Consider the following 19,725-nt stretch of genomic DNA (forward strand, 5'->3'; position numbering starts at 1 on the left):
AGCTGTTTTTCACAGCTCTTTTTTCATAGCTTTTATCAATGCTTCAAATGTGAACTCATCAGGGATTACGTTTGCATTGACCCCGTGTTTTTTCAGGGTATTTCCCGTAGGGGTACCGATTGCACCCACAACAGCCCTGCTGAGAGCCTCTTTTACAGCCTCTGATTCTCCCAGGTTTTCCGCGTGCCTCATAAAACCTTTAACCATCATGGAGCTTGTAAAGGCAAAAGCGTCAACCTCTCCTGCAAGGGTGCGTTCTATGAGCTCTTTCTGGGCTTCACCTTCAGGGATAGTGAGGGTATACACATGAGTCTCGTAAACCGTTGCCCCGCACTTCTCAAGGCCTTCGATTAAGACTTTTGCCCCATAAGCACTTCTAGCAAGGTCAACAGTTTTTCCTTTAACTTCCGGGCAGAGAGCTTCTACGATCCCTTCGGAACTGTAGTCCGCAGGCAGGAAAGAATTTTCAATTCCTATTTTTACAAGCTCTTTTTCCGTGTTCGGACCAATTGCTATTACTTTGCTTTTTTTCAGAGCTGAGATGAAGCTCTCTTTTTCTGCATTCGAGAGTTTGTCCAGTGTGAAAGTTATTCCGTTTGCACTTGTGAATACAATGTAATCTGAAATCCCGTCAATGACCCTTTTTACAAAAGGCTCGAACCCTTCATCCTTTATTCCTTCCAGCTTTATCATCGGGACATATAAGGGCTCAAAACCGTACTCTCTGGCAATTGCTTCTGATTTTTCCCTGTAGCTTTCAGGCCTCATGATTGCAAGCACGGGAATTTTCTCTTCTGCCATATTTACCTACTCCTATCACTTTATGGGTTAAAACTCCGCATCAGTAATCTGTTCTCCGAGGATATCGTGCAGGTTAACGACATCTCCCACAACTGTGATGGCAGGGGCTTTTACTTTTCTTTCTTCTGCCAGGTCAGCGATGTTTTCAAGGGTTCCCACGGTTACCCTCTGGTCAGGTCGGGTCCCCCTCTCTATTACTGCAACAGGGGTTTTTGGGTCTTTGCCGTGCTTTATAAGCTCTTCGGTGTTTCGCCTGAGCATCTTTACGCCCATGAAGATTACAATTGTCCCGTTGAATTTTGCCAGGGTCTTCCAGTCGAGTCCGCTTTCTTCTTTTGTTGGGTCTTCGTGTCCGGTTATGAAGGTGACCATCGACGTGCTTTCCCTGTGGGTTACAGGAATTCCGGCATAAGCAGGCACTGCGATTGCGGATGTGATCCCGGGAACGACTTCAAATTCTATGCCTTCTGCTACAAGCACCTCGGCTTCTTCTCCTCCCCTTCCGAAGACGTATGGGTCTCCTCCTTTCAGGCGGACTACCATTTTGCCTTCCTTTGCCTTCTGAACAAGCACTTCGTTGATCTCGGACTGGGTCATGGTGTGGTTGCCTGCATATTTTCCCACATCAATCTTCTCTGCACTTTCCGGCATTGAGCTCAGAATTGCTTTTCCGGGAAGCTGATCATAAACAATGACTTCAGCATTATCAATCAGCCGGCGGGCTTTCAGGGTAAGGAGCTCAGGGTCACCTGGACCAGAACCCACAAGATAAACTTTTCCATAATTTCCTGACATGTGACGACGGTTCCTTTTTCTTCATTTGTAATTGGTGATAAGCAGTTCTCTTCATCATTATCCAGATAGATGGCTCATATCCAGATAGATGGCTCGAACCTGTATAGATAAATTCCATTACAGGATAGTTTCTTCTGGGGAAGACCATCTTCTAAGAAGAGAGGTTTGACAGAAACGCAAATCTGTAGGGTTTAAAGAGCTTTTATAATAAATAGTATCCCATCTTTCCTGAGTTTTATTGCGAAACTTCTATATATTGTATATTATACTTCTATTCTCGAATTTCCCGGGCATCCTTTTACTGTCCGGTCCTTAGTATAAACTGGTAAGGTGAGCAGGAATCAATAAATACTCCAACTGGTAAGGTGAGCAGGAATCAATAAATACTCCGGATGTAATCAGTGAATTCTTTATAATCAGCCAGTCCATCATACATGAGTAATCGTCATATCAATCAGTATTCATCATAAATCATGAGTTTAATCAGTGAGTTCATCATGCTTCGCATAACTTTTCTTGGCACTGGAGGGTCTCTCCCGACCCGCAACAGAAATCCGTCAGCAGTAATGGTCAACAGAGAGGGGGAGCTTATACTCTTTGACTGCGGAGAAGGCACCCAGCAGCAGATGATGAGGGCAAAAACAGGGATGATGAGCCTGTCCTCTATTTTTATCAGTCATTTCCATGCCGATCATTTTCTGGGAATTCCGGGTCTGATCCAGACCATGTCTTTTATGGGCAGAAAAGAGCCTCTCATGATTTATGGACCAGCCGGGACCCGGGAATTTACCGAGCTCTTCAAGGCTCTTGGTTATTTCAACCTCAAATACGAAATTAGGGGCATGGAACTGAAACCCGGGGATATTGTCGAAGGGGAGGGGTATTTGATTCGGGCTTTAGGGACAGAACACAGCGTACCAAGTCTTGGCTATGCCCTTATTGAAAACCTCCGCCCCGGTCGTTTTAACAGGGAAAGAGCAGTAGAGCTCGGTGTCCCTCCCGGTCCCCTTTTTGCGAAACTTCAGAAGGGCAGCCCTGTAGAGGTCAGCGGAAAGGTCGTAAAGCCCGAAGAAGTCGTAGGAGCTCCAAGACCTGGAAGGACAATAATATACTCCGGGGATACCAGACCCTGTGAAGCAGTGCTCGAAGCCAGCAGGGATGCCGACCTTTTAATCCATGACGGCAGCTTTGCCGACGAGATGGCAGACTGGGCGGTAGAGTCCATGCATTCGACAGCAGGTGAGGTAGCAGCTCTTGCAATGGAGGCAGGGGTCAGGAAACTGGTCCTTACTCATATCAGCTCACGCTACACCGATGATGTGGAACCTATCATGAAGGATTCGAAAAAAGTATTTGAAAATGTTATTGTAGCCGAAGATCTGATGGAACTTGAGGTGCCTTATCGGCCCGAGTGAATCGGGTACTGAGGGATTTATAAGTGATTTCGTTTTTTAAAAACAGGATTTAAAAGTAGATTAAATCCTCTTAAGGAAATAAGCCTGTAGGATGAATCTTTATCCGAACCAGGTTTTAATCTAACCATATTTCAGTTCCAGGCTGTTCAAACAAGTGTCCAGTCAAGTTGTTTGTCTTCAGCATCATAAAGTGTAACTCTCATTGTCTTGTCTTCTATTTCATAGATCGGTTTGACTCCAAGGTAGAATATGTCCCCCGGGTTGATTTCGGTTTCTCCGCTAACCCTTCCAAAATACACTCTTCCTTTTGTGTCTATTTCTTCGACTGTTACACCTTTCCAGGCCAGGTTCTTGATCACATTTATGACTTTGCATTTAAAACGATCTACTTCACGTATTTCATTCATGGGAATCCCTTTTAAATCTTGTTTCGGGTATAGTTAAGACTTCGCTTAAATATGATTTCTGATAGAAAAATAACGATTTCTGTACATAAAGCTATCCCAGAGGCTTTAGCAGAAATAGTTTTTTTAATTTTTCTTAAAGTTTTTTCCATGAAATAAAAAAGAAGAGAATGCCTGTAAAAATTAATAGAAATGTAATATTATAATAGAGAGAAAGTAAACAGGCACTTTCCCTTCAGTTCTTGTTTTTAGTTTATACGTACAGGTGAGTCGGGTCCGGGGTGAAATCCTTCCTGCCCAATCTTGCAAGGGCTTTTTCAAAGTCTTTGCCTGTGACAATCTCCCTGTCTTCGATGATTGCCTGATGCAGGGCTGTTTTAAGGATTTTCTCGACAATATCTCTGCCTGAAAGCCCTTTTGCCTTCTTTGCAAGTGCCTGAAAATCACATTCCTCTACATTCAGGGGGAAGGTTTTCACATTTGATTCCAGAATATGGACGATTTCTTCTTCCCCTGGCAGGACAAACTCTATTTCCTCTTCGAATCTGCTTCTTACGGCAGAGTCCAGGGAATTGATCCGGTTTGTCGAACAGATGGTACAGACCCCGTCGCGTTCAACTATTCCGTCCATTTCTGTAAGAAGGGCATTTACGATTTCGCTGACGTCTCCTCTTAGCTCCTGGAACCTTCTGTCGAGGGCTATGGCATCAAGTTCGTCAATAAAGATTATGCAGGGAGCTGTCTCTTCTGCGCGGTCATAAAGCTGGTGGATCTGGCGGGCTCCATCTCCTACATATTCCCCTATCAGCTGTGTGGCTTTGACAGGAATGATCGGCACATCTGTTTTGTTTGCAAGGGCTTTTGCAAGCATGGTTTTTCCTGTGCCTGAGGGACCGAAGAACAGGATATTTCTCGGTGCCCATTTCCCGAAGCGTTCGGGCTCTTCGAGGAAGCGTTCAATCAGCCTGCACTTCTGCTTTGCAAGTTCCTGCCCTATGACGTCTTCAAATGAAACATCACTTTTTATTTCTGAAGAGGACGAAATCCCTGTTTCCTCTTCGGTTACGATAATCGACGTTGAGCTGCCTATTATGGATTCTGCGGGTTCCACATCTATAATGCGGTATGCAAAGTCCGGGAACATCCTCTTGTCAAAGAGATAGTCTCCTTTGCGGGCAACGTATCCGCTCCACTGCTCCCGTGCATAGAACTCAAAGACATCCCTGTTTTCAATAACCGGGTACTCTTCCATCATGCCGCTCAGGGGATATCCTTCAGGCTTCAGGATAAGAAGTTCGGATGTTGACTTCCCAAACTCGGTATTGTTCTCGTGAGTCTTTTTCGCATTCACTCTTTGTGAGACTGGTCGCACTTTGTTATCAACTCGAATACTTTTCTATACCCTATAGTGACCTGAGGGGATAATAAAATTAACCCATGATCCAGCCCTGAGATTCGATTACGAAAGCCTTCTCCTTACTCTGTAAATAAGAATTTTTTCCGTGAAAGTCATTTTTTTCTGAATGTTCTTTTCTGCTTTATCTGAAATCATTATAACTTCAGGTAACCATTATATATTGAGATACTCAATTACAGATGTGCATCCTGAAGGATATCATATTGATGTAAAATATTTATAGGAGTACGGATAAAGAGCTTATTGATTAAAACCTGTTTGAACAAACGATATGCAGGCCTTAATGAGTAGTCTATTTAAGTAAAGAGGCTTTCATAACGGGTTCTTTGTATACCCTTCAGATCTATTCATTACATTTACAAATGAAATTGATCAGAGGGAAAGCTAATATATTAGATCAATAATATAAATATTTTAATTATCAAATTAAACTATTTTCCAGAATAGTTAAAACTGGTAATTAATCCAGTGTACTGCCTAATTAACATATTTGTATTGTAGTATATTCGTAGAAATTTGAACAACGTAAAAAAACTTAAGCATCTAAGTTAGTTCCAGAGTATGATTTGTATGTTTACTATGGAGAACACGGAAGGTTTCGACCAGAAAACTCTTGACAAAATGAACGCTGAAGTCAAAAAGACTATGAGCAAGCACGACCCAAAGTCGAAAGATTATAAGAAAATCTGCGAACAGGTTGAGGACCAGGTCTTCGACAAGTACTGTTCTGAGATATTCAGACCCTCTCTTAAACTGTAACTCTTGCCGCTGGATAAACTTATCCCGGTAAGTTTTTATTTTTTTGTTCTATTTTTTATTTTTTCAGCCTTTAACTAATACACTATTTTTATCCAGTTATATTGCAAATATGTGATCATGTCTTATGTTTGATCTGATTGACTATAATATAGGGATCTACAATCAGAACCTCGACCTTCTTCCTGGTATTTTGAAAAGTCTTACAGGAGACGAACAGATCCTTTTCGTCATAACCCTTGAGAATGGTGGAGAATTATACGCATGGGGCACCACGGATAATGCGGAATTCGTTGAATTCGAAAAACTGGAGGCATTAACCGATCAGGAGCCGTCATCAACAGTCAGGAGTGATGAAGCAACGGTTCGCTCAATTATTGAATCTTCTTTCCCTGTACAGGAGTTCAACAAGGCTGTGAAATCCGGCAAGCTGACGGTTGAAGATGCAATTTTTCTGCAAAAACTTATGCTCTGGGCAATAAATGTGGGGATTGCTGACATTTTTATGTAAATTCTGCTCTAGTTATCGCCGGTCCTTCTTGAAGAGTTCTTCTTGAAGATAATAAAAATATGGATTTTTCAGTCTATAAGAATTTCAACACATACTCTCATATTTTTTTTAAAATTTTATATCTATTGAGAACTTTTTTATATCCTTTCTTCTTATTTTCAATTATGGTTTCTTGCAGTAAAAATAGAATTCTGAGTTTATTATTATCAGTGCTTTTGCTTGCTCAAATAACAGGTGTAGCCTCCAGTGCGGGTGATATTACACCTGCCGGTACCTATACAACTTCTATTAATTCCAGTGCAGAGAACGATCTTTATTCCGAGTTGAGTGCCCAGATGAAGATTTACAACGAGAACTTTGATAATGTTCCCGTGCTTGTTCAGAGGCTGGTTGGAAGTGAGGAGATTGCCGCGAAAATAAAGCTTAACAATGGTGAAATGCTCTATGTAACTGCACTTATGAATGGTGGAAAAGTAGGAGACTTTTACAGTTATGACACACCCAATGATCCGAATTCAAAGTTCGGTCCTACCATAACTATTGAAACAGACGAAGAAACGATAAGAGAGATACTTAATTCGGATGATCCTTTGAGAAAAGCCGTAGAGAATATGAATGAGGGTTCTCTCAATGTGGAAATCAAGGGTTTCTTCCGAAAGACCGTGCTATGGAGTATACAGCAACTGTATTCATAAGCCCTGAGAGTATTCACAACTCCACAAAACAGGCTTGAATAAACTCAAATAAAAAATAAATTGAATTGACAGAGTAAATCTGGATAACTGATTATGCAGGAGATTCCCCTCCTTACTCCATCAGGGAAAAGGAGGGTTTTTTGCCTCTTTTTCAGACTTTAGTTGAATTCTCAGTGCTTAACCACTTCTCCGGGAAGTGTGGCTCTTCCTTTTTCCATTACCACACCTATATTTATGCTTGTATTGATTCCCGTATGCACATCGTCTCCCATGATCACGCCGAGTTTTCTTCTGCCTGAGTCAATAATCCTGCCTTTGAGCATTACCTTTATGTTTTTCCCGTCGTGGCGGAGGTTTGCAACTTTCGTACCGGCTCCGAAATTGCAGCGGCGCCCTATTATACTGTCTCCCACGTAACTCAGATGTCCTACGTGAGTGCCTTCCATAACAACTGTATTCTTAACTTCCACGGCATTTCCTATTCTGACGCGGTTGCCCAACGCTGTTGAAGGGCGGATATAACAGTTAGGCCCGATATCGCAGTTCTCTCCTATTATCACAGGTCCCTCGATATAAGCCCCGCTCCGGATAAGAGATCCCTTTCCGATTGAGACCTCCCCTTTTAAAGTAACGTTTGGCTCAACAGTACCCTGGCAGCTGCCTTTCAGAGTTTTTAATAAGTGCTCGTTTGCTTTCAGGAGGTCCCAGGGATACCCTATGTCAATCCAGCTTTCTTCGAGAGGGCTGTAACCTACAGGAGCTCCGCTGTCGATCAGCATCTGGATGGAGTCTGTGATCTCAAATTCGTTTCTCACGGAAGGCTGGGTCCTGTCAATAAAGTCAAAAATGGATTCTCTGAAAAGGTAAATTCCTGCGTTTGCAAGTTTGGTCGGTGGGTTTTTCGGCTTTTCAATTATCCTGATTACTTTACCATTCTTGGTTTCAAGCACTCCGAAATCCGAGGGGTTTTCCACCTCTTTTACGCAGATAACAGCTTCTTCTTTTCTCGAGACAAGGGCTTTTAAGTCCTTCTGCCCGATGAGCATATCTCCGTTAAGTACAAGGAATGCTCCTTCAACATGCCCTCTGGCATAACCTATAGCATTTGCAGTCCCTAACTGCTCTTTCTGCTGCACGTACTCGATGCTCACTCCCCATTTGCTACCGTCCCCAAAATGAGCTTTTATCTGCTCTTCAAGGTAGCCGGTAATGAAGACAAAGCCCTCGATACCTGCTTCTATGGCCGAATTCAGGATATGCTCAAGTATCGGTTTGTTTGCTACCTGAAGCATCACCTTCGGGCAGTCGGAAGTAAGAGGCTCCATCCTTGTGCCTTTGCCTGCCACAAGGACAACAGCTTTCATTTAAGCGCCTCCTTCGCTATCTTTTCTGCCATCTCATAAATTCCGTCCACGTTTTCGCGGGCTTCTGCGGTAATCCTTACTTTCGCTTCCGTACCCGAGGGGCGGACAAGCACCCAGCCGTCTTCAAGTTCCACACGGATGCCGTCAATATCAAGGACTTTTCCGAGCGGTTCCAGTTTTGCTTTTACCTTTTTCATGAACTCTGCTTTCTTTTCATTCGGACAGGCTAGAGCGCCTCTCTTTGTGGCATAAACTGGAAGTTCTGCCCTGAGTTCACTCAGCTTCTTTTCCCCGACAATTTCAACAAGTTTTGCAGCTGCATAAATCCCGTCCGGGCAGTAAGAGATCTTCGGGAAAATCCAGCTTCCTGAAGGCTCTCCGCCATAGATTGCACCGTACTGCTTTATGCCCTCTGCAACATAAACGTCCCCTACTCTTGTCCTTATGATTTCCGAGCCTTCAAGATAATCATCTACCATCATGGAGGTGTCCACAGGCACTACAACAGACCCTTTTTTATCCTCGCATTCAAAACGCCCGAATATTGCAAGCAGCTCGTCCCCGGACACGAAATTGCCCTTTTCATCCACTGCCATCATCCTGTCTGCGTCCCCGTCATGTGCTATTCCAAGGTCGGCTCCGAAATCAACAACTGCCTTTTTAAGCAGTGAGAGGTTCTGTTCGTTGGGCTCGGGGTTTCTTGCCGGGAAATGCCCGTCAGGCTGGGAATTCAGAGTTATTATCTGACAGCCAAGTTCCTGCAGGAGATAAGGGGATATTGTGCTTCCAGCTCCGCATCCGCAGTCAAGAACCACACGCAGCTTTGAATCTCCTACAAGTTCTTCGATCATATGCATGTGATCCCGGATGGCATTCTCGTCTTCAGCAATTTTTCCTATTAAGTTCCAGGGAGCCAGCGAAAAGTCTCCTTTTTCAATGGCTTCTTCAATTTCTTCCTGCTGGGCTGAATCAAAAGCCATACCGTCAGGGTTCCACAGCTTTATCCCAACATACTCTGAGGGGTTGTGTGAAGCTGTAACCATTACGCCGCACTCATATTTCCTGGCTGCATATGCAAGGGTGGGAGTGGTTACCATGCCCACTTTGGTGACATCGCAGCCTGCTGCAGTCAGCCCTGCAACAAGGGCGTGCTCGATCATGGGAGCCGAAACCCTGGGGTCTCTTCCTATAACCGCAGTTTTTTTCCGGCTTCCGAGAACAAGCCCTACCTGCAGTGCAAGTTCAGGCGTTACTTCCTTGTTGACTATACCTCTAATTCCTGAAGATCCGAAGAGTTTCATAAATCCCACTCCATATTTCATGAAGTTAAGTTCTGTTCTGAAAGCTTATTTTCCTTTACTGATCTGTTTAAGTTCCAAACCCTGAATTTCTAAGTTTTTGCTATTACTCTACAGTGACACTCTTTGCAAGGTTGCGGGGTTTATCAATAGCGCAGTTCCTGGCAAGGGCAGTGTAGTAAGCAAGCAGCTGAAGCACAACAACACTCAAAAGTGGAGCCAGCAGTTCATCACTTTGCGGAACTCTAAGGACAACATCCGCATATTTTGCTATTTCTGTATCATTGATATTGGCAACTGCTATTACATAAGCGTCCCTGGCTTTCACTTCTTTTATGTTGCTGAGCATCTTATCATAAGTCTGCCCTTTAGTGGCAATTGCAACTACAGGAGTCCCTTCGTCAAGCAGGGCAATAGGTCCGTGTTTCAGTTCTCCTGCAGCAAATCCTTCGGCATGCACGTATGAAATCTCCTTGAGTTTCAGGGCTCCTTCAAGCGCTATCGGGTAGCTCAGGTGCCTGCCAAGGAAGAAGTAGCTGTTTGCATGGGCAAAGTTCTCAGCGCATTCTTTTACCAGTTCTTTCTGGTTGAGAATCTGCTGAACTTCTCCCGGGACTTTTCTGAGTTCCGTGATGAAACTTTTTACATAATCGGGACTCAGCTTGCCCCTTACAAGAGCGAACTTTACAGCGAGAAGGTAAAGACAGATGAGCTGAGTACTGAAAGTTTTCGTGGCAGCAACTCCTATCTCAGGGCCTGCCCTTGTATACAGCACACTGTTTGCCTCTCTTGTTATCGTGCTTCCCACAACATTTGTGATTGCAAGGGTGGGACAGTTGTAAGACATAATCTCCCGCACGGCTGCAAGTGTATCAGCGGTTTCTCCTGACTGGGTAATCGCAATGGCAAGGGTACCTTCATTCATAACAGGGTTTCTGTACCTGTACTCAGAGCATATGTCAATGTCGCAGTGAATTCCTGCCAGCTGTTCAAACAGATATTTCCCGAGCAAACCTGCGTGCCAGGAAGTTCCGCAGGCGAGAATCTGAACCCTTGAAAGTTTCTTTATTTCATCTTCACTGAGGTTCAGTTCTTTTAAGTATATGGCTCCTTCAAGCTCCGAGACCTTTCCTGCCAGAGTATTATGGATTGCACTGACCTGTTCGTGGATCTCTTTCAGCATGAAATGCTCGTAACCTGCTTTTTCTGCAGCTTCAAAGTCCCATTCTATTTTTTCTATTTTCTTTTCTTTGAGGTTTCCTTCTTTATCAAACACCTTTACACTGTCGGGGGTCAGGACTGCAGTCTCATAGTCATCTACAAAGATTACATCCCTGGTATAATTCAGAAAAGCAGTTACATCAGATGCGGCAAAGTTTTCCCCTTTTCCAAGCCCTATAACAAGAGGGCTGTCCTTGCGGGCAAGCACAAGTTTTCCCTGCTCATCTGCAGAGAGTATTGCAAGAGCATAGGAACCTTCAATCTCCTTTAAAGCTTCTCTAAGTCCTGCAAGGAGGTCACACCGGGCTGTTTTTCCATCCGGGCTTCCATACATGTGTTTATGCAGAAGGTGTGCGACTACTTCTGTATCGGTTTCAGATTTGAATATGTAGCCTTCTCCAGTGAGCCGCTCTTTTAATGCCATGTAATTTTCAATAATCCCGTTATGCACCAGCGAGATTTTATCCGGGTTTCCTGAGTTGTGGGGGTGAGCATTTACCGTGCTTGGACGACCGTGAGTTGCCCAGCGGGTGTGTCCTATCCCGATAGTTCCTCCAAGGTTCTTCGGAATTTCGGATTCGAGATTTACGATTTTTCCCACTGCTTTGTGTGTTTCAATCCCGTTTCCAAGGACTGTAATCCCTGCCGAGTCGTATCCCCTGTATTCAAGTTTTTTAAGAGATTCTATAATTACCGGCGCAGCAGCATTTCGCCCTGCATATCCTACAATTCCACACATTTTTTAATCTCCCTCATATGAGCTTAGAGAACCACCGAATCACGGGACAGGTCTCTGTAAATGGTGTTTCCGGATTCTACCTGACAATTGACAGCAATCATTACTCCTGCTTTCACGAGCACCCTGCCTCCTATGCGGTTGTCGTCCCCAAGTATAGCGCCGAGCTTTGGAGCCTTGTGGATCTTGCTGTTAAGGTTTATCTCAAGGTTTTCCTTTTCCTCTGCAGTAAAACCGGGGCCAAGAGTATTATTGCTTCCAATTATAGAGTTCGAAATCTGTCCATGAGAAGAAATCCTGCAGTCATTCATTATGATACTGTTCTGTATCTCGGTAAAGGATCTTATGGACACGTTGTCTCCTATCGTGGTGGAGGGCAAAATTACTACATTAGGTCCTATATCACAGTTTTCCCCGATTACTACAGGACCTACAATATAAGTTCCGGAACGGATTCTTGTGTTTTTACCTATTGCAACTTTTCCGCGAATTATCACTCCTTCTTCAAGTTCTCCTTCCTGCTTCATGTTTTTGGGGGAATTTAGCACGATAGCATTTGCTTTCAGGAGATCCCATGCGTGAACCGCATCCAGCCATTTTGATTCTGTATTAACTGAGGTGACCATTTTTCCCTCATCAATCATAAGCTGGAGAGTATCGGTTATTGCATATTCTCCGTTTTCTGATATGGGGGTTTTTTCAATGGTTTCAAAGACCTGCGGCGTAAAAATATATATTCCGGTGTTTACAAAACGGCTTAAGCCTCCTGGCCTTTTTTCCAGAATCTGGGTGACTCTCTTCTTTTCTTTAATAACTACTCCATAACCTGCCGTATCTTCCATTCTTACGGTTAAGATGCTTGCATCGCCTTCATAGTTGTTAAGGAGGTCGGCTATGGTTTTGGGTTCTATGAGGTTGTCCCCGTTCAGGACAATGAATTCGGAATCTTCGGGGCTTATAAGTTTTTTTGCCTGTTCAATTGCATGCGCTGTACCTAGCTGGGCTTTTTGCTCGACATATGATATGTTCACCCCAAAGTTCAGCCCGTCTTCAAAATAGTTCATTATGCGCTCTTTTTCATACCCGACAACCAGGATGATCTCTTTGATCCCGTTTTTTTCAAGCGAAGATATGACATGTTCCAGAATAGGCCTGTTGGCGACAGGAAGCATTACTTTGGAACGAGTAAGAGTAAGAGGCCTGCATCGCAGTCCTTCCCCTGCTGCGAGGATAATAGCTTTCATAGAGTTAAAAAACATTTTTTAGAATTTATACATTCCCTTCAAAAACCGTTGGATTAATATATAAAACAGCATTTATACAATACGACTCTTTAAAGATATTTTTATATAATATTCCAATGAATTTCGGATCTATAAAAAGGGGAAAAATATATATAAGAAGTGGCGGCGTCTGCTTTAAAAAGTGAACTAAGTTCCATCTTTTCCAGTAATTCCGAAGATTATGGTGGTAAGTTTGAGTATTATTATAGCTGCAAATTAGAGGATGTTCCTATTACAACTGCTTCTTCAATGATTGCCTGAATTGTCAGTATTGAATATCCTGATGCCTGTAATTGTCAGAAACCTGATATAGTTTTGCTTACTTTCTGGAAAACTATATTATTGTGAAATGAGTCAGTTCTTAAAGTTCGAATACCTGAATGATATAAATATTTTTTATATTTTTTCAGCTGCCGAAGACACCTGACATCCCAAAATATATCAATATTAAGAAACAATCTATTCTAAAGTTGCTAGAAAAATTTTACAAAGTGACTGGTGTTACGGACAGTGTGATCAATACCTGCAAAACACTTTTTATTACAAAGTGCCTTGTGGACAGATCAACGGATGGCTGGCAATCTAAGGAGGACTGTAGAATAGCAAAACAGGGCTACTGATAGATAATTTTACTGTTTACTCTATTTAACAGATCCATTCGGTTACATAACCAATCAGTAAAAAAACATATAAGAAATTTGAGGCTAATTTCGAAGCAGAGGCAGGAGAACGAAAACCGGTTCTCCTGGGTGAAGCGGGACTGCCTTAAAAAGGATAAACTCGTTCCTCAAAATTGGGTTGAGTCTAAGAAGCAGGCACCTTTTCAGGCTTGCAGTTCGTTACAATTGTCTTAACAAGACAGCTGCTCCCTGCTGGAAGAATACTTTCACCCCGCGTCACTCAACTTTATATCCTCTGCTGCAGTAATTTAGAGTGCCTCACAATAAAAATATGATAACCATGAGGCTTGAGGAGAATGAAACATGAAACAAACGGCAGAATCCATTAGAGACCGGTTTATGAAACTTGGCATCGATGTGCCTGTTGAGGACATCGAAAGCAGACTCGACGAGCTGATTAAGAAGTTCAAGGTACCTTCAAATGAAGCGCAGCGCAGCGTAACAAACTACTTTTTGAAGAAATATTCTATTCCTAAAAATGAGTTTTATGTCAGGCAGGCTGAACCCCAGCTCACCAAAATTGTGGACATTACGGAGAACGGGCAGTGGGCAAACCTTAGAGCAAAGGTTGTTCAGCTCTGGGAAAACACTCATGAATCCATTTCTCAGGTTGGGCTTCTGGGGGATGAGACCGGAATCATAAAGTTTACCATCTGGAAAAATGCCGAACTTCCCCTTCTTGAGCAGGGAGAGAGCTACCTTCTCAGGAGTGTAGTTGTCGGGGAATATAACGATAGGTTCCAGGTTCAGGTTAATAAGAACAGTTCCATAGAGAAACTCTCCGAGCCTGTTGAAGTGGGAGGGGGTGACTTCACTCCTGTATCAAGGGAAGCTGAGCTCAGGAACATTGCTGATCTTGTCGGAAACCAGTGGGCAACCGTAAGAGGAAAAGTTGTCCAGCTCTGGGAGAACTCCCACGAGTCGATAGAACAGGCGGGGCTTATAGGTGACGAAACCGGAGTGATCAAATTCACCAACTGGGCAAGCTCCGAACTTCCGGACATGGAAGAAGGCAAGAGCTACAAGCTGAAAAATGTAGTTGTCAGCGAATGGAACGGCAAGGCTCAGGTCCAGCTTAACAGGTCAAGCTCCATAGAATTACTGGATGAAGATATTGAAGTAAAGACCTCCATGTCTACCTATTTCGGGGCCCTCGTTGATATTCAGACAGGGTCCGGACTTATAAAACGCTGTCCTGAATGCAAAAGGGCTCTGGTTAAAGGTGCCTGTGCAGAACACGGGAAGGTCAAAGGGGAATATGACCTCAGGATAAAAGCGGTCCTTGATTCCGGAACTTCCACTCAGGACGCCCTGATTAACAGGGAACTTACTGAAGAGCTTTCAGGAATTTCCCTTGACAGCGCCATTGCAATGGCTGCAGATGCCCTTGATCCCGGGGTTGTACTGGACAAACTGAAACATGAACTTGTCGGCAGGTATTATACCATCACCGGACACAAGCTTGACCGCTATATCCTTGTGGAATCTATTACTCCAAGGACCTCTCTTGACAGGGAGCTCCTTGACCAGATGCTTTCTGAACCGCTTTCTCAACCGGAGGTGAAATAAATGGCAGGCTTTTTCAGGGAGGCAGCTCGACGGGTTTTTGCCCGGGAACTGAAAGACTCGAACCTCACATCAAAGGATGAAAGCGACCAGTATGCTCCGCAGTATCTCCTTACTCCAACAGGGGCGAAAGTGAACCGCATCTTTATTGTGGGTACACTTATCGAAAAAGAAGATATAGGCACAGACTCTGAATACTGGAGGGGCAGGGTTTCCGACCCTACAGGTTCTTTCCTTGTCTATGCAGGGCAGTACCAGCCTGAAGCTGCTCAGTTCCTTGCTGAATGCGAACTGCCAGTTTTTGTTGCGGTAATCGGCAAGACCAGTACCTATACTACAGATGATGGGAATGTCCTGACCTCAATTCGCCCGGAATCTATTCAGCAGGTGGATGAGCTGACAAGGAATCTCTGGGTACTTGATACTGCAAAGCAGACTCTTGAGAGAATAAGGGCAGTTGAGGCGCAGGAAGACCCTAACTCAAAGCTTGCAAAAGAGCACTACTCAAGTGATCTGGATACTTACCGCGAAATGGTAAGAAAGGCTCTTGAATCCCTTAAAGACAACACATAAAAGCAGTAATAAGCTTTGTAACTGAGTAAAATGTTGCACTGAAGCATTCGGAAATTCAGGTTTTTCCTGAATTTTCGTTTTAAACAAAGAAATTTTGTGCTTCATTTAACTTCTATAAATCATTTCTTTGTTTTTGTTTCGTTTTTCTGTTTATATTTGTTTTTTCTAATTCTTTTTCAGATTTTTTTTCAGATTAGTTTTCCAAATTTAATTTACTGAAGAAATCTCTTCTTTTTTCACGAAATTACACAATTGAAAGGCAAAATCTAGATAAATAAACGAAGCAGATATAAAATTAATATTGCGTGCTTTAATCAGAGCCGATGATAAAATTAGAGTCTATACTAGAATCTATCAGTTAATCAGTAAATGGGATGATTTTGTGAAAACCTATCTTGTGGTCTGGTTTAGTAGTGAAGGAGTTCGCCCGTCTGAGGTCAACCAGAGGCTACTGTCCCTTGGTTTCGAACCCATGCAGGGCAGCTACGACTTTGTATATAACTGGAACAGCAATGTTGGTGTTGAAAAGATTCTCGAGTTTGGGGATAAAGTCTATTTGAGCCTTCAGGGCACGGGCGTAATGTTCAAACTGGAGACCATGTGAATTTACAGGAATTTACAGATAAGCAGTTCCAGAGACCTCGCCTAGCGAGGCATGTGCCTGAGTTCTGGATATGAGAGGCCCTTCATCAGGCTTCGGCTCTGTCAGTTAAAAGTCTCCGGCAGCTTGAGACTTTTATGCCCCTTTTATTTGTGCTTTTCTTCTCCTTCTTTTTGTTTTTTAAGGGCATCCTGGAACCTGATATACCCGCAGAGGTCTCCTTCAAGTGTAAGTACCCTTCCTTCTATGCTCCCTTTTTCGATTATAAGTTCTACTACACTTGGACTTGACATTCTGGGCTTTGTAGGAGAACCCGGGCATACAAGCATTACATCCTTTCTTTCAATCAAAGGGCGGTGAAGGTGCCCGAAAATCAGGACGTTCACTTCCATTTCTTTTGCCAGATAACCCTGGGCGGTTGTGTCCATCACTGAGAGCCCTCCTTCGTGAATCACCCCGATTTTCACTCCTTCAACCTCAAATTTCAGCCTTTCGGGAAGGAGTTTCTTGACTTCGAGGCTGTCATCGTTTCCGTAAACGGCTTTCAGCTTGCCTGTGGCATTAAAGGCCTGGTACGCTTTTAAAGTACTGAAATCCCCCGCATGTACGATCAGGTCGCAGTCTTCAAGAAGGCTTTTAAGCTGCCCTGGAATCTCTCCTGTTTTTAGATGGGTATCGGAAAGTACAATCAGTTTCATGAAAAACCTCCTTTATAAGGTAAAATAACCGTGTGAAGATAAAAATGTACAGCGTGAACTTCAGTAAGCCCGAGGATCACACCTGAATTTGAGATTAAGCTTTATATTGAAAAATGAAGACTCGAGTCCAGATGCCTTTACCTGGAACCTCTGAACCCTGAATTAAACATAAAAAGTTAAAAACGAAATATATTCATTCGACTGTCAGGTCCACAAGCTCATACTCGAGGTTCTCGGTTTCCAGCCTGTTCAGGAGAGCAGAGACCTGTTCATCCACTGAGACCACAAGGGACGAAAGCCCGTGATATGCAGCTTCAATAACGGATTCGTTTGTTCCGAACATGACATTCGGGCTTATGCCTATTTTGCGAAGAGCAATTAACGACTCCACACCGATAGCTGCTATATAGGGTTTTGAGATTGCCAGCATCTTCAGGCGCTCGAGGTCTACTTTTCTTGACCCTCCGCGCTCAACCCTGGGAACCTTGCAGATTGTGATGGTTGCATTTTCCAGGTCTATAAGGCCCTTGAGGCTGGTTACTCCCACATCTTCTCCTTCGCTTGCATCGGAAATAATAGTTCCTGACGCACCTGTTGTTTCCTTGCTGCTTACATAGAGGAGCCCGTTTTCCATTTTCAGGTAGACCTGCTGGCCTTCTTTGACCTCTTCTCTTGTAATGGCTGTCCAGGTAGAGACATGGCTGATTATATCCTCCATGACAAAGCGGGCGTACTGCTTCATTTCGGTGGCATTTTCAAGGACCCACTCTACGCCTTCTTTTGTTATCCTGTACCGAACACGGCCCTCGGTGACAATCAGCCCGTCATTCACAAGTTCCTTAATGTATTCGGAAACAGCCTGGGGGGTTATTCCGATCTTTGCGGCAATCTCTTTTTGCCTTACATTGGGCTGGTGGGCTGCAATCTCAATAAGGACCTGAAACTTGGTCACTCCGCTCTTGGTCTGGAGGATTTTAATCATCAATCGTAATTCTCCTCAACATCTTCGATTAATTTTAGCCGCTGCCCCATTACTGAAAGCCTTTCGGACCTGCGGGCAACAGCACATATATAGAAGGGATTCTTATTAAGAGTTCTTGTGAGGTTGCTCATTGATGTATTGCCTTCTTCCACCAGTCTCTCCAGTTCTTCCATAGCATCCTTTACCTCTTCATAAGGCTTGAAGGTCAGCATAATAATATCACTGAGATCTTCAAAGGAACACTGAAAGTTCACCTGAACTTTTGAGTAAGAACTGTGGTATTCTTTTGAAGGTTTTTGTCCAGCTTCAGGTACCCTCCACTGGCTTTCAAGGAGCCCGGCTTTTTTCAGAATATGAAGGCTTTTTGATGAATCTGCGCCTATAAACTCATCGATTTCCGCTCTGGTCATCCATTTATTAGAAAGTGCATCGAATATTTTTTTATGGGTTCTGGATCCAAAAGTCCTGAGTAATGGTACTAAATAGGAAGGATCGTTAATTATTCGAGTTCTTTTACCCATTTATGTCCTCTCCTTCTCACCTTATATCGGTTTCAAATATAATAAAGATTTGTGATGTGATTATTCGTTATAAGCAATCTCAAGCCCTTCGGGGCCGTCCCAGGAAAAAACAGGGGCCTTACGCTTCAGTCCACGTGTCTTTTCGTGCAGAGCATGAGCAACAATTGGAAGGGCAATGGTAGCATCCACAAAAACCTGAACTTTTTTCGCCTGAGCCGCGATTTTGCCCCAGGAGACTGCTTCGTCAAAAGTGCAGCCTGAGAGCCCGCCCCAGTGCGGAGAATCTGCTGTATACTGGATAGCGTATTCATGTCCTGAAACATCCATTCCCAGAATGGAAGCTATCACTTCGGTCTGCTGGATGAAATTCTTAGGGACTCCGCCCCCTACATAGACCACGCCCGTATGTCCTGACTTTTCCACTATCCGGGTGATTTCGTCAACGTCTTTTATCTGGTCTATTTCAAGTTTTATACCTCTTCTCCTTGCAATTGTAAGCCCTATTCCTATGGAACTGTCAGACAGGGCAGGCACAAAAATAGGGACATTGTTCCTGTATGCGCTTACTACTATCGAATCCTCAGCAGCTCCTCTTCTTACCAGCTCCTTTCCAAGAAGATGCATAAACTCCCTTGAAGAACAGCTAGTCTCTCCTATCTCCTCCGCAAAATCCGCAATCAGGTTGTCTGCGGTTCTGAATTCTTCTTCAACTGCAAAAACGTCATAAATCCTGTCCACACCGTGTTCAAAGAGCTTTTCATCGTTGGCAAGGTGTGAGCCCACATAGTGCTTCCTGCCGAGGGCTTCGTGAGAATCGTGGAACAGGTTTGCTCCTGTGCTTACGAGGCAGTCAATCATCCTTTCCCGAATCAGGTAGGAAATAACCCTGCGCATGCCGGCAGGGACCATGGCTCCAGATAAGCCCATAAGCACAGTCGTATCTTTTTCTCTGAGCATGTTATGCCAGGCCTGGACTGACTCAGCCAGTTTCCTGCCCTGAAAGCCGGTCCTGAGCATTCCATCCATCAACTCGCTTACAGACCTGTCCTTTACATCAATTGGAACTGTTGGGTTGTTCGTAAATACGTTGTGATGCATACCATTCTCCATATAAATGTAACAAATTACAATGCCTGTGACCCTTATTGTCCTGTCCTGCGTAACCCGGCAATAGACGGCAAGAGATGCAAATAACGTTAAGGGATTATATATTTTTCATTAAATATCAATATATGCAGACCCTCTTGCCCGACACTTCTCACAGAGAACGGCTTCTTCCGGAGAAGCTCGATTTCCATGATTAAAAGACACAGGTCAGTGAAATACGAATAATGGATAATTTCATAACTTCTGGAAGCTTTCTGTGACAGCCAGATGATGGACAATGATGTTCCGGAAGTGATATAGG

Annotated in this window: 19 protein-coding genes; 7 read left to right on the top strand and 12 right to left on the bottom strand. The window is 43.7% G+C overall.

The features are described from left to right. Nucleotides 1–9: 9 nt before the first annotated feature. Both PLL47_RS00405 and cobA read right to left on the bottom strand, forming a co-directional pair. Nucleotides 10–801 (bottom strand): uroporphyrinogen-III synthase, encoded by a 792-nt coding sequence (locus tag PLL47_RS00405; protein ID WP_324443539.1) that lies wholly within the window; start codon nucleotides 799–801, stop codon nucleotides 10–12. Between the two features lie 27 nt (nucleotides 802–828). Continuing rightward, entirely contained in the window at nucleotides 829–1,596 is a 768-nt protein-coding gene (gene cobA, locus PLL47_RS00410) for a uroporphyrinogen-III C-methyltransferase (protein WP_324443541.1), read from the bottom strand. 497 nt (nucleotides 1,597–2,093) lie between these two features. Between cobA and rnz the strand changes: the two genes are divergently transcribed. Continuing rightward, complete coding sequence (rnz, locus tag PLL47_RS00415; RefSeq protein ID WP_324443706.1) at nucleotides 2,094–3,011, top strand: ribonuclease Z; 918 nt, start codon at nucleotides 2,094–2,096, stop codon at nucleotides 3,009–3,011. A gap of 146 nt (nucleotides 3,012–3,157) precedes the next feature. On the opposite strand, the gene PLL47_RS00420 is transcribed toward rnz, so the two are convergent. Both PLL47_RS00420 and PLL47_RS00425 read right to left on the bottom strand, forming a co-directional pair. Beyond that, nucleotides 3,158–3,418 (bottom strand): hypothetical protein, encoded by a 261-nt coding sequence (locus PLL47_RS00420; protein ID WP_324443543.1) that lies wholly within the window; start codon nucleotides 3,416–3,418, stop codon nucleotides 3,158–3,160. 250 nt (nucleotides 3,419–3,668) lie between these two features. After that, a complete protein-coding gene (locus PLL47_RS00425) occupies nucleotides 3,669–4,787 on the bottom strand; it encodes an AAA family ATPase (RefSeq protein WP_324443545.1) in 1,119 nt (372 codons plus the stop codon). Nucleotides 4,788–5,402: 615 nt separating this feature from the next. Between PLL47_RS00425 and PLL47_RS00430 the strand changes: the two genes are divergently transcribed. From PLL47_RS00430 to PLL47_RS00440, 3 genes are all read left to right on the top strand, one after another. Next, nucleotides 5,403–5,591, top strand: coding sequence for a hypothetical protein (locus PLL47_RS00430; RefSeq protein WP_324443547.1), 189 nt, complete (start codon nucleotides 5,403–5,405; stop codon nucleotides 5,589–5,591). Between the two features lie 124 nt (nucleotides 5,592–5,715). Beyond that, nucleotides 5,716–6,099: a hypothetical protein gene (locus PLL47_RS00435; RefSeq protein ID WP_324443548.1), complete on the top strand. Its 384-nt coding sequence runs from the start codon at nucleotides 5,716–5,718 to the stop codon at nucleotides 6,097–6,099. A gap of 164 nt (nucleotides 6,100–6,263) precedes the next feature. Next, complete coding sequence (locus PLL47_RS00440; protein WP_324443550.1) at nucleotides 6,264–6,794, top strand: hypothetical protein; 531 nt, start codon at nucleotides 6,264–6,266, stop codon at nucleotides 6,792–6,794. A gap of 170 nt (nucleotides 6,795–6,964) precedes the next feature. Here the strand turns inward: PLL47_RS00440 and glmU (PLL47_RS00445) are convergent, their stop codons facing one another. The 4 genes from glmU (PLL47_RS00445) to glmU (PLL47_RS00460) form a co-directional block, all read right to left on the bottom strand. Then, entirely contained in the window at nucleotides 6,965–8,158 is a 1,194-nt protein-coding gene (gene glmU, locus PLL47_RS00445) for a bifunctional sugar-1-phosphate nucleotidylyltransferase/acetyltransferase (RefSeq protein ID WP_324443552.1), read from the bottom strand. Continuing rightward, a complete protein-coding gene (gene glmM, locus PLL47_RS00450; protein WP_324443554.1) occupies nucleotides 8,155–9,459 on the bottom strand; it encodes a phosphoglucosamine mutase in 1,305 nt (434 codons plus the stop codon). The genes glmU (PLL47_RS00445) and glmM overlap by 4 nt, the downstream gene beginning before the upstream one ends. 103 nt (nucleotides 9,460–9,562) lie before the next feature. After that, nucleotides 9,563–11,416: a glutamine--fructose-6-phosphate transaminase (isomerizing) gene (glmS, locus tag PLL47_RS00455; RefSeq protein ID WP_324443556.1), complete on the bottom strand. Its 1,854-nt coding sequence runs from the start codon at nucleotides 11,414–11,416 to the stop codon at nucleotides 9,563–9,565. 23 nt (nucleotides 11,417–11,439) lie between these two features. Then, nucleotides 11,440–12,657 (bottom strand): bifunctional sugar-1-phosphate nucleotidylyltransferase/acetyltransferase, encoded by a 1,218-nt coding sequence (gene glmU / locus PLL47_RS00460; protein WP_324443558.1) that lies wholly within the window; start codon nucleotides 12,655–12,657, stop codon nucleotides 11,440–11,442. A gap of 1,022 nt (nucleotides 12,658–13,679) precedes the next feature. On the opposite strand from glmU (PLL47_RS00460), the gene PLL47_RS00465 reads away from it, so the two are divergent. The 3 genes from PLL47_RS00465 to PLL47_RS00475 all read left to right on the top strand — a co-directional run bounded on the left by PLL47_RS00465 (nucleotide 13,680) and on the right by PLL47_RS00475 (nucleotide 16,119). Beyond that, complete coding sequence (locus tag PLL47_RS00465) at nucleotides 13,680–14,945, top strand: replication protein A (RefSeq protein ID WP_324443560.1); 1,266 nt, start codon at nucleotides 13,680–13,682, stop codon at nucleotides 14,943–14,945. Further along, entirely contained in the window at nucleotides 14,946–15,515 is a 570-nt protein-coding gene (locus tag PLL47_RS00470) for an RPA family protein (RefSeq protein ID WP_324443562.1), read from the top strand. A 382-nt stretch (nucleotides 15,516–15,897) separates the two neighbouring features. Next, entirely contained in the window at nucleotides 15,898–16,119 is a 222-nt protein-coding gene (locus tag PLL47_RS00475) for a hypothetical protein (protein WP_011032245.1), read from the top strand. Nucleotides 16,120–16,262: 143 nt separating this feature from the next. Here the strand turns inward: PLL47_RS00475 and PLL47_RS00480 are convergent, their stop codons facing one another. The 4 genes from PLL47_RS00480 to PLL47_RS00495 all read right to left on the bottom strand — a co-directional run bounded on the left by PLL47_RS00480 (nucleotide 16,263) and on the right by PLL47_RS00495 (nucleotide 19,415). After that, nucleotides 16,263–16,814: a metallophosphoesterase gene (locus tag PLL47_RS00480; RefSeq protein WP_324443564.1), complete on the bottom strand. Its 552-nt coding sequence runs from the start codon at nucleotides 16,812–16,814 to the stop codon at nucleotides 16,263–16,265. 193 nt (nucleotides 16,815–17,007) lie between these two features. Beyond that, nucleotides 17,008–17,796, bottom strand: a complete 789-nt coding sequence (locus tag PLL47_RS00485) for a DUF7839 domain-containing protein (protein ID WP_324443746.1) — start codon at nucleotides 17,794–17,796, stop codon at nucleotides 17,008–17,010. After that, the gene (locus tag PLL47_RS00490; RefSeq protein ID WP_324443566.1) at nucleotides 17,796–18,317 is read right to left on the bottom strand and encodes an ArsR family transcriptional regulator; all 522 of its coding nucleotides are present in this window, start codon (nucleotides 18,315–18,317) and stop codon (nucleotides 17,796–17,798) included. Before PLL47_RS00490 ends, PLL47_RS00485 begins: the two co-directional genes overlap by 1 nt. A 60-nt stretch (nucleotides 18,318–18,377) precedes the next feature. Beyond that, nucleotides 18,378–19,415: a deoxyhypusine synthase gene (locus tag PLL47_RS00495; RefSeq protein ID WP_324443568.1), complete on the bottom strand. Its 1,038-nt coding sequence runs from the start codon at nucleotides 19,413–19,415 to the stop codon at nucleotides 18,378–18,380. Nucleotides 19,416–19,725: the final 310 nt, after the last annotated feature.

Source organism: Methanosarcina sp., assembly GCF_035390745.1.
Classification (GTDB): domain Archaea; phylum Halobacteriota; class Methanosarcinia; order Methanosarcinales; family Methanosarcinaceae; genus Methanosarcina.